At 62.8% G+C, this 13,819-nt stretch carries 16 protein-coding genes; 10 read left to right on the top strand and 6 right to left on the bottom strand.

From position 1 onward, the window contains the following. Positions 1-17 precede the first annotated feature (17 nt). The 4 genes from AC2FLM_RS11250 to sucC form a co-directional block, all read right to left on the bottom strand. The gene (locus AC2FLM_RS11250) at positions 18-779 is read right to left on the bottom strand and encodes an alpha/beta hydrolase family protein (protein WP_496857934.1); all 762 of its coding nucleotides are present in this window, start codon (positions 777-779) and stop codon (positions 18-20) included. Next, positions 776-1,327, bottom strand: a complete 552-nt coding sequence (locus tag AC2FLM_RS11245; RefSeq protein ID WP_496857932.1) for a DUF805 domain-containing protein — start codon at positions 1,325-1,327, stop codon at positions 776-778. The genes AC2FLM_RS11250 and AC2FLM_RS11245 overlap by 4 nt, the downstream gene beginning before the upstream one ends. 49 nt (positions 1,328-1,376) lie before the next feature. Continuing rightward, the gene (gene sucD, locus AC2FLM_RS11240) at positions 1,377-2,261 is read right to left on the bottom strand and encodes a succinate--CoA ligase subunit alpha (RefSeq protein ID WP_234137241.1); all 885 of its coding nucleotides are present in this window, start codon (positions 2,259-2,261) and stop codon (positions 1,377-1,379) included. Between the two features lie 89 nt (positions 2,262-2,350). Further along, on the bottom strand, positions 2,351-3,544 hold the full coding sequence (sucC, locus tag AC2FLM_RS11235) for an ADP-forming succinate--CoA ligase subunit beta (protein ID WP_234137243.1): 1,194 nt from the start codon (positions 3,542-3,544) through the stop codon (positions 2,351-2,353). 314 nt (positions 3,545-3,858) lie between these two features. On the opposite strand from sucC, the gene AC2FLM_RS11230 reads away from it, so the two are divergent. Beyond that, positions 3,859-4,944, top strand: coding sequence for a glycosyltransferase family 2 protein (locus tag AC2FLM_RS11230; RefSeq protein ID WP_496857930.1), 1,086 nt, complete (start codon positions 3,859-3,861; stop codon positions 4,942-4,944). 50 nt (positions 4,945-4,994) lie between these two features. On the opposite strand, the gene mdh is transcribed toward AC2FLM_RS11230, so the two are convergent. Beyond that, positions 4,995-5,957, bottom strand: coding sequence for a malate dehydrogenase (gene mdh / locus AC2FLM_RS11225; protein WP_234137245.1), 963 nt, complete (start codon positions 5,955-5,957; stop codon positions 4,995-4,997). Between the two features lie 162 nt (positions 5,958-6,119). Here mdh and AC2FLM_RS11220 point away from each other — a divergent pair, with 162 nt between their 5' ends. Further along, positions 6,120-6,875 (top strand): sulfite exporter TauE/SafE family protein, encoded by a 756-nt coding sequence (locus AC2FLM_RS11220; protein ID WP_496857927.1) that lies wholly within the window; start codon positions 6,120-6,122, stop codon positions 6,873-6,875. Between the two features lie 82 nt (positions 6,876-6,957). Here the strand turns inward: AC2FLM_RS11220 and AC2FLM_RS11215 are convergent, their stop codons facing one another. After that, a complete protein-coding gene (locus tag AC2FLM_RS11215) occupies positions 6,958-7,272 on the bottom strand; it encodes a hypothetical protein (protein ID WP_496857926.1) in 315 nt (104 codons plus the stop codon). A 312-nt stretch (positions 7,273-7,584) separates the two neighbouring features. Here AC2FLM_RS11215 and AC2FLM_RS11210 point away from each other — a divergent pair, with 312 nt between their 5' ends. The 8 genes from AC2FLM_RS11210 (at position 7,585) to sdhA (ending at position 13,809) form a co-directional block, all read left to right on the top strand. Continuing rightward, a complete protein-coding gene (locus AC2FLM_RS11210; protein WP_496857924.1) occupies positions 7,585-8,442 on the top strand; it encodes an HpcH/HpaI aldolase/citrate lyase family protein in 858 nt (285 codons plus the stop codon). Positions 8,443-8,448: 6 nt separating this feature from the next. Continuing rightward, positions 8,449-9,003: an NnrU family protein gene (locus AC2FLM_RS11205; RefSeq protein WP_496857922.1), complete on the top strand. Its 555-nt coding sequence runs from the start codon at positions 8,449-8,451 to the stop codon at positions 9,001-9,003. 9 nt (positions 9,004-9,012) lie between these two features. Beyond that, the gene (locus tag AC2FLM_RS11200; RefSeq protein ID WP_234137250.1) at positions 9,013-9,219 is read left to right on the top strand and encodes a DUF1737 domain-containing protein; all 207 of its coding nucleotides are present in this window, start codon (positions 9,013-9,015) and stop codon (positions 9,217-9,219) included. Beyond that, positions 9,219-10,247 carry a MaoC family dehydratase gene (locus tag AC2FLM_RS11195; protein WP_496857920.1) on the top strand — a complete coding sequence of 343 codons (1,029 nt, stop codon included), beginning with the start codon at positions 9,219-9,221 and terminating at the stop codon, positions 10,245-10,247. Before AC2FLM_RS11200 ends, AC2FLM_RS11195 begins: the two co-directional genes overlap by 1 nt. Before the next feature lie 88 nt (positions 10,248-10,335). Continuing rightward, positions 10,336-10,998 (top strand): DUF1194 domain-containing protein, encoded by a 663-nt coding sequence (locus tag AC2FLM_RS11190; protein ID WP_234137252.1) that lies wholly within the window; start codon positions 10,336-10,338, stop codon positions 10,996-10,998. Between the two features lie 218 nt (positions 10,999-11,216). Continuing rightward, a complete protein-coding gene (sdhC, locus tag AC2FLM_RS11185) occupies positions 11,217-11,603 on the top strand; it encodes a succinate dehydrogenase, cytochrome b556 subunit (protein ID WP_234142569.1) in 387 nt (128 codons plus the stop codon). 12 nt (positions 11,604-11,615) lie between these two features. Then, complete coding sequence (gene sdhD, locus AC2FLM_RS11180) at positions 11,616-11,987, top strand: succinate dehydrogenase, hydrophobic membrane anchor protein (protein ID WP_011046120.1); 372 nt, start codon at positions 11,616-11,618, stop codon at positions 11,985-11,987. A 16-nt stretch (positions 11,988-12,003) separates the two neighbouring features. Then, complete coding sequence (sdhA, locus tag AC2FLM_RS11175; protein WP_234142570.1) at positions 12,004-13,809, top strand: succinate dehydrogenase flavoprotein subunit; 1,806 nt, start codon at positions 12,004-12,006, stop codon at positions 13,807-13,809. Positions 13,810-13,819 lie beyond the last annotated feature (10 nt).

Below are 13,819 nucleotides of genomic sequence, written 5' to 3'. Positions count from 1 at the left end.
TGGGTCACCTGACTTTCCTAGCTCTGGATTTCGCGCGTTGCGATGGCCAGAACGGGTTCTTTGAGCGATCTGAAACTGTGGCCTGCATTCGGTATGGCGGTGAATGTGGCGTTCAGGCCGCGTGCCTGGGCCTTGGCCACATAGTCCCGGGCAAGGCCGGGCTGTGTATTGGAATCGTTCTGGCCGGTCACCGCGATGATCCGGGTTTGCCGTGGTATCTGGTCGAGATAGCGGATCGGCGACTGGCTTTTGGGCCAGGGCGTGCCGCGCGCAGCCCGCCAGCGCGGAATGTCGAACGGGCCGGACACCATGATTGCCGTGTCGATCAGGCCGGGTACCGTTCCCAGCAGGGTGGCGGTCTGTGCCGCTCCGCCGGAATGGGCCACCACCACCAGCTTTTGATGCGGATATGCCTGGCCAGCCGCCGAGATACCCTGTGCCAGCAGATTGTTGTTCTGCTTGGTGTAATGGTCACGACTGCCGTTATTTGATCCCTTGCTGCGGCGCCCGGCGACGGAATAGCCGGGCCGCGCCATCTGGATGACGGTTGCCTGCGGGTTTCGCGCGGCCAGTTCCGTGGCAAAGGACGTGATGTAGTCCGGCCCGGAATCTCCATGCAGGACGATGACCAGCACCTTTGGTCCCACACCATGAACCTGGCCTGAAACCGGACCGAACATCTCGGCCAGCAACGGAGTGCCAAGACACAGGAACAGCGCGGCAAGGCCAGCCGCGAGGCGCTGGTGAAAGCGGGCCGGATGCGAGACGTGGGCACTCATGGCGACACCGCCTGGCTGGGATGGGGACCGTATTGATTGGTGCCCGGCTGGCTGGGCCGGGTCAGCCACCACAGAACCAGAAGCGGCGAGACGATCAGGACGGCAACAGTCGGGATCAGCAACAGCAGCGTGGCGCGGGTGAAAAGAAGGTCGAGCGAGCCGCCAGCGGCAAAGCTGGAGGCGATGCCGATGCCGAAGACCAGGATCAATCCGGCGCCGATCATCAGCAAGATGGGAAACAGCGCAAAAAGCCCGTTGCGGCCGGTATCGTGCATTCGGCGAAAGGCCACCGCCAGATGCGGCAGGAACACCGCAAGTGAGAACAGCGCGGCGAGGGGGCCGGTATTCTCGATACTGGCGCTGGCGCCGGTGTCCGAGGTTTCGACCGTGGTGGTCACGGAATCGAACAGCGCCGCGTCGAGCAGGGTTGCCACCACGTTGCCCAGCACCATGAACAGGAAAAAATACCAGTACTCCGGGCGAGAGGCCCGCCCGGAGAAGGTGAAGTATTTCGAGAAACACGTTCCTATGGCCTTGCCGAACGTCATGTGTCCTCCCGATTTGCGCGCCGCCCCGCATTGACGCGGGGCAGGCCGGTTACTTGCCGATGGCCGCCAGAACGGCCTCGCCCAGGGTTGCCGGGCTGTCGGCCACGACGATCCCGGCCGAGCGCATGGCTTCGATCTTGTCCTCGGCGCCGCCCTTGCCGCCGGCGACGATGGCGCCCGCATGGCCCATGCGGCGGCCCGGAGGCGCGGTGCGGCCCGCGATGAAACCGGCGACCGGCTTCTTGCGGCCCTTCTTGGCCTCGTCTTTCAGGAACTGGGCGGCCTCTTCCTCGGCGCTGCCGCCGATCTCGCCGATCATGATGATGCTTTCGGTTTCATCGTCGGCCAGGAACCATTCCAGCACGTCGATATGCTCGGTCCCCTTGATCGGGTCGCCGCCGATGCCCACGGCGGTGGACTGGCCCAGACCGATATCAGAGGTCTGTTTCACCGCCTCATAGGTCAGGGTGCCCGAACGAGACACAACGCCGACGCTGCCGCGCTTGTGGATATGGCCGGGCATGATGCCGATCTTGCAGGCATCGGGCGTGATGACACCGGGGCAGTTGGGGCCGATGAGGCGCGAGGACGAACCTTCGAGCGCGCGCTTGACCTTCATCATGTCGAGTACCGGAATGCCCTCGGTGATGCAGACGATCACCTCCATCTTGGCGTCGATCGCCTCGAGGATCGAGTCGGCGGCAAAGGGGGGCGGCACATAGATCACGGTTGCATTGGCCTCGGTCACGGCCTTGGCCTCGTGCACCGAGTTGAAGACGGGCAGGTTCAGGTGGGTCTGGCCACCCTTGCCGGGGGTGACCCCGCCGACCATCTTGGTACCATACGCGATGGCCTGTTCCGAATGAAAGGTGCCCTGCGAGCCGGTGAAGCCCTGGCAGATGACCTTGGTATTTTCGTCGATGAGGACTGCCATCTTGGCGTTCTCCTTTGAAATCTGTCGTAGGGTGGGCAGACTTGCCCACCATTCATTGAGGGATGGTGGGCGGGCCGCCCACCCTACGTTCAGCCCTTGACCGCTTTCACGATCTTCTCGGCACCATCCGACAGGTTGTCGGCGGCGATGACGTTCAGGCCGGAGGTGTTGATGATCTCCTTGCCTTTCTCGACATTGGTGCCTTCGAGACGGACGACCAGCGGAACCTGAAGGCCCACTTCCTTGACCGCGGCGACCACGCCCTCGGCGATCACGTCACAGCGCATGATGCCGCCGAAGATGTTGACCAGGATGCCTTTGACGTTCGGGTCCGAGGTGATGATCTTGAACGCCTCGGTCACCTTCTCCTTGGTGGCGCCGCCGCCGACGTCGAGGAAGTTGGCGGGTTCGGCACCGTAGAGCTTGATGATGTCCATGGTGGCCATCGCCAGACCGGCGCCGTTGACCATGCAACCGATCTCGCCATCCAGTGCGATGTAGTTCAGGTCGTATTTGGAGGCTTCCAGTTCCTTGGGGTCCTCCTCGGTGGTGTCGCGCAGTTCGGCGATGTCCGAGTGGCGATAGATCGCGTTGCCGTCAAAGCCGACTTTGGCGTCCAGCACCTTGAGGCTGCCGCCCTCGGCCACGATCAGCGGGTTGATCTCCAGCATCTCCATGTCCTTCTCGACGAAGGCCTTGTAGAGGAGACCCATCAGCGAGACGCATTGTTTCACCTGCGGGCCGGAAAGGCCGAGCGAAAACGCGATGCGGCGGCCATGATAGGGCTGGTAACCGGTCACCGGGTCGACGCTGAAGGACAGGATCTTCTCGGGCGTGCTGGCGGCGACCTCTTCGATGTCCATGCCGCCCTCGGTGGAGCAGACAAACGAGATGCGGCTGGTCTGACGGTCGACCAGAAGGGCCAGGTACAGTTCCCGTTCGATGCCCGATCCGGCCTCGATATAGATGCGGTTGACCTGCTTGCCTGCCGGGCCGGTCTGGTGGGTGACCAGGGTACGGCCCAGCATCTTCTTGGCTTCCTCGGCGGCCTCTTCGACCGATTTGGTCAGACGGACACCGCCCTTTTCACCGGCATCGGCCTCTTTGAACTTGCCCTTGCCACGGCCGCCCGCGTGAATCTGCGCCTTGACGACCCATAGCGGGCCATCGAGTTCGCCTGCGGCGGTCTTGGCGTCTTCTGCACGCAGCACCACGCGGCCGTCCGAAACCGGCGCGCCATAGCTGCGCAGAAGGGCCTTTGCCTGATATTCATGGATGTTCATTGCATCTGTCCCGTCTGACTGCGATTGACCCGATATAGGGTGGTCTAGCGGCCATTTTTAAAGGGTTATTTGACGCGGACGGGAAATATCGTGAAGATTTTGCACGTTTGTGATCACACGGTTTCAAGCTGTGATCACATATGCGAAACCTTGCGAACGTTTGTGATTCGCTGTTTGCGACTGCAGGGAAAAACGGCTTTGTAGCGGGGTTTTGCGGCTTTTGCGCTAACGGCTCGGCGGGCTGGTGGTTGATCTGGACCAGGGTGGCCGATAGCGTGGGTCCCGCGCCGTCAGAGAGCGTAGCGAGAGCAGGAATGTATTTTCGAGAGGGTGGAGACGGGCAAGCCAGTTGGGCGGTGGTGACCACCTGCCGCGAACCGGCGGTGCTGGTTCTTGCCTTTGTCGCGCATCACCTTTCGCTCGGCGCAAAATATGTCGAGCTTTACCTCGATGCGCCGGATCCGGCGCTGCAATCGGCATTGGCGGGCATTTCGGGGTGCCGGGTCACACTGTGCGACGACAGCTATTGGCAGGACGAACTTGGCGGCCCGCGCCCGGCGACCAATGAAAAGCGTCAGATCCGCAACGCAAGCCGGTCCTATTTGCGGGCAGAGGCCGATTGGCTGCTGCATCTGGATGCGGACGAGTTTCTGGAAACCGATCTGCCGTTGGTCCGGATCCTGGGCGGGCTGCCCGAAACGGTGGATTTCCTGCACCTGCCCAATCTCGAACGAGTCTTCGATGCAGCAGAACCCCAGGAGAACTTGTTCGACGGCTACATGCGCGCACCGTTGCTCCGGGGCTGGCCGGAGCAGGCCGATATGCTCGATCCGGCGATCCAGCCCTTTCTGCATCGGGGAATTGTCGCGCATTCGCAGGGGAAATCGGCGGTTCGGACCGGTCGCAAGCTGTGGCCGGGCATTCACTCGCCTCGCGCGCCGGCGGGCCACGACAGGTTACTGCTCTGGCCTGCCGTCAATGCGCGAATTCTGCATTTCGATGGGCTGACAGGGTTCCATTGGATCATGAAGCTTTTGCGCGGTTGGACAGACCGTGGCGGAGGGGCGGCCGCTCATGCAGGGCTTGCACCCGCTCGACAGGCGCAGATTGCCTATGTCGACGAGAACAGGGAGGACATGTTTGCCCTGTTGCAGCTTCATCAGCAACTCAAGGCCCTGCCTCTGAGCGATCTGGAGCGGTTGGAGGCGATCGGCTTGTTGCGACGCTCGCGGATCGATCCGGGCGCCGCGCTTCGCGCGCTGGGGCAACCCGCCGACCTATCACGAGCCAGCTTTGACGAGGGACTGGAGTTCGACATCCCGGATTTCGACCGACACCGGATCAGGTGGCGACGGCTCTATCGCCTGCATTTTGCAGAAGCCGATCGGAAACAGGCATGAAAAAGGCCGGCCCCAATGGGGACCGGCCTTGAAGCTTGCATCGCCGGGGATCAGGCCAGAGAGTTATCGATGCCCTTGCAGGCTTCGACCAGGCCTTTGACCGCGTTGACCGAGTTGTCGAACATCTCCTGTTCTTCCTTCGTCAGCGTCACGTCGATGATACGCTCGATCCCGCCGGCGCCGATCACGGTGGGCACACCTACATACATGCCCTTGACGCCCAGTTCGCCGTTGCAATGCGCGGCGCAGGGCAGAACGCGTTTCTGGTCCTTCAGATAGGCTTCGGCCATTTCGATGGCGCTGGTGGCGGGCGCGTAATAGGCCGAACCGGTTTTCAGCAGGCCAACGATTTCGGCGCCGCCGTCACGGGTACGCTGCACGATGGCGTCCAGCTTCTCCTGGCTGGTCCAGCCCATCTTGACCAGGTCCGGCAGCGGAATGCCGGCAACGGTCGAGTAGCGGACCGACGGCACCATGGTGTCGCCATGGCCACCCAGCACGAATGCGGTGACGTCCTTCATCGACACGTTGAATTCTTCGGCCAGGAAGTGGCGGAAACGGGCCGAGTCGAGCACGCCTGCCATGCCGCAGACCTTGTTCGCGGGCAGGCCCGAGAACTGTTGCAGCGCCCAGACCATCGCGTCGAGCGGGTTGGTGATGCAGATGACGAAGGCGTCCGGCGCGTTATCGCGGATGCCTTCGCCGACCGATTTCATGACCTTGAGGTTGATGCCCAGCAGGTCGTCGCGGCTCATGCCCGGCTTGCGCGGCACACCGGCGGTGACGATGCAGACATCGGCGCCCGCGATATCGGCATAGGACTGGGTGCCCTTGAGCTTGGCGTCGAACCCTTCCGAGGGGCCGGATTCCGCGATGTCGAGCGCCTTGCCCTCGGGCGTGCCTTCGGCGATGTCGAACAGGACAACATCGCCCAGTTCCTTCAGCGCGACGAGGTGGGCGAGCGTGCCGCCGATCTGACCTGCGCCGATGAGCGCGATCTTGGGTCTGGCCATTTGGAGTATCTCCGGTCCGGTTGAAAATCGTCGCTGTGCTAGTGCGTAAAGCGGCGTCGCGCAAGTGTTCTGCGACGCGGCATCACGGCGCATTCCCCCTGTCCGAAAGCGGGTGATTGCGCTAAAAGCGTTGTCAGGTCGAGAGTTAGAGGGAAATGGCGCGTGCTGGAACCGGATATCGGCTTTTTCGCGGTGACCATTCCAGCGGTGATCTTTGCGGGTATTTCCAAGGGCGGCTTCGGCTCCGGTGTGGCCTTTGCCTCTGCCTCGATTCTGGCGGTCTATCTCGATCCCGGGCAGGCGCTGGCGCTGATGCTGCCCTTGTTGATGCTGATCGACCTGGCGACGCTGAAGCCCTATTGGCGCAGATGGAGTTGGCCGGATGCCCGGTTGCTGATCCTGGGTGGGTTGCCCGGTGTGGCGCTGGGAGCGCTGCTCTATCGCGCGACCGATGCTGATCTGTTGCGCCTGCTGATCGGGGGAATTTCTCTGGCGTTTGTGGCTTGGCAGATGGCGCGCGGGCGCGGTTGGGTGCGCGAATTCGCCTCGCGCCTGCCTCCGATGGCTGGGTTGCTGGCGGGGACGGTGGCCGGGTTCACCAGCTTTGTCAGCCATGCGGGCGGGCCGCCGGCTGCGGTCTATCTGCTGTCTCAAAGGCTGGGAAAGACCGAGTTTCAGGCCACCACGGTGTTGACCTTCTGGGCGCTCAACATCGCAAAGTTCATTCCCTATGCGTGGCTGGGGATGTTCACCCTGGACACCGCGCGGGCGGGTCTCTTGCTGGCACCCTTTGCCCTGCTCGGGGCGTGGCTGGGCGTCAAGGCACATCACCTGGTGCCGGAACGGGCCTTTTTTGCGCTGGCCCATTTCATGCTTACACTTACCGGGGTCAAACTGATCTGGGACGCGCTCGGCTGAGCCGGGTCAAAGTGGCGCGCCGATCCGATCCGCAAGGGCCCCACGAGGGACGGGGGCACATCGGACCGGCGCGCAACTCGGTTCAGGCGTCGTTGCCGCTGGTCGGCAGTGCCTCGGCCAGCGCCTCATAAGACTGGCCGCTGGCCACCATGCAGGTCATGCCATTGGGCAGGGTCACCGTGATGGTCCAGGTTCCGGTCTCGTCCGAAGCAAAGACCTCCATCACCGAGCCCTGCTGAACCAGTCCGATACCGCGCCGCGCTTCGCCATATTTCTCTGCCAGTTGGTCCAGCACCATCTGGCGCGGCGCGCAGTTGTTGCCTTGTGCCTGAAGCTGGCCCGCCGCCAGTGCCATCAGGCCGAGGCCCATCGTCATCTTGATCATCATCGTCTTCATGGGTCGTCCCCTTGTTCCGGGGCAGCCGCGATGCGCCCAGGCCTGCCAGTATTCCCGGTCAGCCGCACCGCCCGTTGCCGTTGGTCATGGCAGAACATGTCTCGGCCCGTCTTGCCCGGTGGCTTGCCCCAAGGACCCGCATGCCCTGTTCCGATACGAAAACCCTGCCGAAAAGGTGCTGAAAACCGGTTAATCCGGCGCGCGCCAGCCCGTTGCGTAAGGTTGATGCTGCATTGCGGCGTTTTTTGCCTTGAACATTCCGGCAAAAAATGCACCTCTCCGCGCAACAATATTTCTCTTGGGAGATCTGACATGGATCCACGCCAGCGCCCCTATCGTTCCGTCCTCTATATCCCCGGCTCCAAGGAGCGGGCGTTGGACAAGGCGCGCAGCCTGCCGGTGGATGCGATCATCTTTGACCTTGAGGATGCGGTCGCCGCCGATGAAAAGGACAACGCCCGCGAGACGCTAAAGGCGGCACTGGCGCAGGGCGGTTATGGCGCGCGGGTCAAGATCGTGCGGATCAACGGGCTGGACACGCCCTGGGGCCGGGCCGACGCCGAGGCGGTGCGCGAGATGGATGCCGACGTGGTGCTGTTGCCCAAGGTGGGCAGCGCGGCGGATGTGGATGCGCTGGCCGCGATCACCGGCGACCTGCCGATCTGGGCGATGATGGAAACCCCGCGCGGCATGCTGAACGCCGCGCAGATCGCCGCGCATCCACTGCTGACCGGGTTCGTGATGGGTACCAACGACCTGGCCAAGGAGCTGCAGACCCGGTTTCGGGCCGACCGTCTGCCGATGATGGCCTCGCTGGGCCTGTGCCTGCTGGCGGCCAAGGCCGAGGGGCTGATCGCCATCGACGGCGTCTATAACGCGTTCAAGGATGACGAGGGGCTGGCCGCCGAATGCGCGCAGGGCCGCGACATGGGGTTTGACGGCAAGACGCTGATCCATCCGGCGCAGGTGGATATCGCCAACGCGGCCTTTGCCCCGTCCGAAGCCGAGATCGACCTGGCCCGCCGCCAGATCGCCGCCTTTGCCGAGGTCGAGGCCAGCGGACAGGGCGTTGCCGTGGTGGATGGCAAGATCGTGGAAAACCTGCACGTTGCCACCGCCCGTGAAACTCTGGCAAAAGCAGAGGCGATATTGGCTTTGCAAGCGGGATAAACTCTCATGGGCTTCGTTCTTCTGATCCTTGGTGTGGCACTCTGGTGGGCCGCGCATCTGTTCAAGCGGGTTCGGCCTGCGCAGCGCGCCGCAATGGGCGATCGCGGCAAGGGCAAGGTGGCGCTGGTGTTGCTGGGCTCGGTCGTGCTGATGGTGATCGGGTTCAGGATGACGCCCTATGTGCATGTCTGGGCGCCGCCCGCCTATCTGACCCATGCCAACAACCTGCTGATGCTGGTTGCGATCTGGATGATGAGCCCGGCCGGAACCAAGGGCAAGCTGCTCAACAAGATGCGCCATCCGCTATTGGCTGGTTTCCGGGCCTGGGCGGCGGCGCACCTGTTGGTGAACGGTGATCTGGCCTCGATCATCCTGTTCGGTGGCCTGTTCCTGTGGGGCATTGTCGAGGTCGCGGCGATCAATGCCGCGGAACCAGATTGGACCCCGGGCAAGCCCGGCACGCTGGGCAAGGACGCGATGTTCCTTGTCGCCTCGGTCGTGCTGATGGCGGTAATCGGCTATGTCCACGGGCTGGTCGGGCCCTGGCCTTTCCCGGGATAGGGGGCGATCATGGCCAAGCTCTATCGCCTCCTGACCGAAGAGGACACCGCCGCCTTCTGCCACAAGGTTTCCGATGCGCTGGCCAAGGGGTGGGAGCTTTATGGCTCCCCCGCCTATGCCTATGACGCGGCGAACGGCATCATGCGCTGTGCGCAGGCTGTGACCAAGGATGTTCCGGCCGACTATTCCCCTGACATGAAACTGGGACAACAATGATGGCAAAGACCAATCCGGGCCGCTTCTTCGAAGACTACGCTGTCGGCCAGACCCTGCATCACGCGGTTCCGCGCACCGTGACCAATGGCGAGCGCGCGCTCTATCATGCGCTCTATCCCGCGCGGCATGCGCTGTATTCCTCGGACGCGTTTGCGCAATCCTGCGGGCTGTCGGGCAGCCCGATCGACGATCTGGCAGCGTTTCATGTGGTGTTCGGCAAGACGGTTCCGGATGTGTCGCTGAACGCGGTGGCTAATCTCGGCTATGCCGAAGGCCGCTGGCTGAAGCCGGTTTATGCGGGGGATACGCTGCGCTCGGTTTCCGAGGTGATCGGGCTCAAACAGAACTCCAACGGCAAGACCGGGGTGGTCTATGTCCGCACGCGCGGCTTGAACCAGCGTGACGAGACCGTGATGGAATATGTCCGTTGGGTGATGGTGCGCAAACGCGACCTGGATGCGCCTGCGCCCGAAACAGTGGTGCCCGAGCTGAAAAAGGTGCTGGCGCCCGCCGATCTGGTGGTGCCCGACGGGCTGGATTTCTCGACCTACGACTTTGCACTGGCGGGCGAGCCGCATCGTTGGGATGATTATGCCGTTGGCGAAACCATCGACCATGTGGATGGTGTCACTGTGGAAGAGGCCGAGCATATGCTGGCCACCCGCCTGTGGCAGAACACGGCCAAGGTGCATTTTGACCTGACCTTTCGCCCCGACGGGCGGCTGATCTATGGCGGGCATGTGATCTCGATGGCGCGCGCGCTGAGTTTCAACGGACTGGCCAATGCGCAGATGATCGTGGGTCTGAACGGCGGGGCGCATGCCAATCCCTGCTTTGCCGGCGACACGATCAAGGCCTGGACCGAGGTGCTGGACAAGGCCGATACGACAGCGCCCGGCGTCGGAGCGCTGCGTCTGCGGTTGGTGGCTACCAAGGGCGGCAAGCCGTTCGATTTGCGCGGAGCGGATGGGAAGTATCTGCCCGAGGTACTGCTTGACCTGGACTATTGGGTGCTCATGCCGAAATAGACCGGCAGCCGGGGAAAAGGGCGCGTTGTTCTGTCGGACATGACGCGCATGTGATCGCATTTGCAAACAACTGTGTTAGCCTGTGGTCATGTCTTTCTGGCGCGCATTCGTTTCTAGTCTTTTCCTGACCCAGCCTGCTCTCGCTTGCGATCTCGCCTTGGCGCTGGCGGTGGATGTGTCCGGCTCTGTCGATGAAGGCGAATACCGCACCCAGATGGATGGGCTTGCCCATGCGCTGCGCGATCCGGTTGTGTCCGAGGCGCTGGTGCGGGCGCAGGCGAAATTGATGCTGGTGCAATGGACCGGCGCCGCACGCCAGCGGGTAACGATTCCCTGGACCCAGGCCAGCAGTTTCGAGGCGTTGGACAGCTTCGCCGACCGGGTTGCAGCCGATCCGCGCGTCTGGCGGAACTACTCTACCGCGATCGGTGAGGCGCTGGAAATCACCATGGCGGCCTTTGCCCAGGTCCCAGACTGTGCCCGCCACCTGATCGACGTCTCCGGTGACGGGCCCTCGAACGAGGGGATCGAGCCGCTGGCGGTGCATCGCGACCTGCGTGCGCTGGGGATTACGGTGAACGCGATTGCCATCGAGCAGAGTGAACCGGACCTGACCGCCTATTTCTACGAGAACGTCATCGTGGGCGAGGGTGCTTTTGTCGAGACCGCCAACGGCTTTGCCGATTATCCTGCGCGCATCCGCAAAAAGCTCCTGCGCGAGGTCACGCAGCAGACTGCGGCATTGGACTGAGGTATCGGTGAGAGATTCGTGATCACATCCGACCTGCCCTGCTAACGCTCACATGCGGAGAATGTGGAGAATAATGTGATCACACGCTAGATCACCGTGATCACAAAGGGGCAAATCTTGCCAGGCGTGCCAAAAAACCGCGCCCTTTTGCAGTTGCGGCGCGTGACAGGACGCAAAAAAGAGGTAAAACCAAGCGCAGCCAACGGAAAGGAGCCATCATGGCCGATGTCAATCGGGGTAACCGCCCGCTTTCGCCGCATCTTTCGATCTATCGACCGCAGCTGACCTCGATCACCTCGATCCTGACACGGATCACGGGCAATGCGCTGTTGCTTGCGGCGTTGCTGATCGTCTGGTGGTTCCTGGCCGCCGCGACCTCGCCCGAGTATTTCGCTGTCGCCGATGCAGTGGTCACCTCGCTGATCGGGGATCTGGTTATGGCGCTGTCGCTTTGGGGGCTTTGGTATCACACGCTGGCCGGTATCCGGCACCTGATCTGGGACAACGCGCTGGGCCTTGACCTGCCGACAGCCGAGAAACTGGGCTGGGCCGTTGTGATCGGGTCTGTCGTTCTCACCATCCTGACCCTTCTGGTTATCGCGTAACGGAGGCCAAAGATGCGCTATCTTACAGACCGCAAACGCGCCGTTGGCATGGGTTCGGCCAAGACGGGAACCGCCCATTTCTGGGCGATGAAAGTCAGCTCGGTGGCCCTGCTGATCCTGATCCCGCTTTTCGTGTTCACCTTTGGCCCGATGCTGGGTGAGCCGCACCAGGCGGTGCTGGACTATTTCTCGCGCCCCTTCCCGGCCATCGTTGCCGCGTTGACGCTGGTCGTCGGTTTCAAACACTTCGCCGACGGCGCCCAGGTTCTGATCGAGGATTACGTGCACGGCCTGATGCAGAAAATCCTGATCATCCTGGTGATCTGCCTTTCCTATGCCGCTGCTGCGACCGGCCTTTTCGCCATCGCCCGCATCGCCCTTTAAGACCGGAGCTTTTTCAATGGCTGCTTACGAATACGAAACGCATGAATACGATGTGGTCGTGGTCGGCGCCGGCGGTGCCGGTCTGCGGGCCACGCTGGGCATGGCCGAACAGGGGCTGCGTACAGCGTGTGTGACCAAGGTCTTCCCAACCCGCTCGCATACCGTGGCCGCGCAGGGCGGGATCGCCGCGTCGTTGTCGAACATGGGGCCGGACCACTGGCAGTGGCACATGTACGACACCGTCAAGGGGTCGGACTGGCTGGGCGATACCGACGCAATGGAATACCTCGCGCGGGAAGCCCCCAAGGCGGTGTACGAGCTGGAGCACTATGGCGTTCCCTTCTCGCGCACCGAAGAGGGCAAGATTTATCAGCGCCCGTTTGGCGGCCACACCACCGAGTTCGGCGAAGGCCCGCCCGTGCAGCGCACCTGTGCAGCGGCGGACCGGACCGGCCACGCGATCCTGCACACGCTGTATGGCCAGAGCCTCAAGAACAACGCGGAATTCTATATCGAGTATTTCGCCATCGACCTGATCATGTCCGAAGATGGGCAGTGTCAGGGCGTGGTCTGCTGGAAGCTGGATGACGGCACCTTCCACGTCTTCAACGCCAAGATGGTGGTGCTGGCGACCGGCGGTTATGGCCGCGCCTATTTCAGCGCCACTTCGGCCCATACCTGCACCGGCGACGGTGGCGGTATGGTAGCCCGTGCCGGCCTGGCGTTGCAGGACATGGAATTCGTTCAGTTCCACCCCACCGGCATCTACGGCTCGGGCTGCCTGATTACCGAAGGCGCACGCGGCGAGGGCGGTTACCTCACCAACTCCGAAGGCGAGCGGTTCATGGAGCGTTACGCGCCCCAGTACAAGGATCTGGCGCCGCGCGACTATGTGAGCCGCTCGATGACCATGGAAATCCGCGAAGGTCGTGGCGTGGGCAAGGATGGCGATCACATTCACCTGAACCTGAGCCACCTGCCGGCCGAGGCGCTGGCCGAACGCCTGCCAGGCATCTCGGAAAGCGCCAAGATCTTTGCGGGCGTCGACGTGACCAAGGAACCGATCCCGGTTCTGCCCACCGTGCATTACAACATGGGCGGCATCCCGACCAACTATTGGGGTGAGGTGCTGAACCCCACCGCCGACAACCCGACCGCCATCGTACCCGGCCTGATGGCCGTGGGCGAGGCCGGTTGCGCCTCGGTGCATGGGGCCAATCGCCTCGGCTCGAACTCGCTCATCGACCTCGTGGTGTTTGGCCGTGCCTCGGCCATTCGCGCTGGCAAGGTGGTGGACCCCGAGGCGCCAAACCCGGTGCTGAACCTCGCCTCGGTCGAAAAGGCGTTTGACCGTTTCGACGGGCTGCGCAACGCCAAGGGTAATGTCGCCACCGCCGAGTTGCGGCTGGAGATGCAGAAGACCATGCAGGCCGACGCCGCCGTGTTCCGCACCGCCAAGACCATGGCCGAGGGCGTCGAAAAGATGACCGCGATCGCCGCCAAGATGGACGATCTGAGCGTCACCGACCGCAGCCTGGTCTGGAACAGCGACCTGATGGAAACGCTGGAACTGACCAACCTGATGCCCAGCGCGCTGGCCACCATCGTCGGTGCCGAAGCGCGCAAGGAAAGCCGTGGCGCCCATGCGCATGAGGACTTCCCGACCCGCGACGACGAGAACTGGCGGGTGCACACCGTCAGCCGTGTCGAAGGCAACAAGGTCGACCTGAGCTATCGCCCGGTCATCACCGACCCGCTCACCACCGAAGAGCAGGGTGGCATCAGCCTGAAGAAAATCGCGCCCAAGGCGCGGACCTTCTAAGGAGAGGAAA

This window comes from Ruegeria sp. SAZD011, from assembly GCF_059612545.1.
Note: the sequence above shows the minus strand (reverse complement) of the source record. Positions and strands in the feature narration are given on the sequence as shown.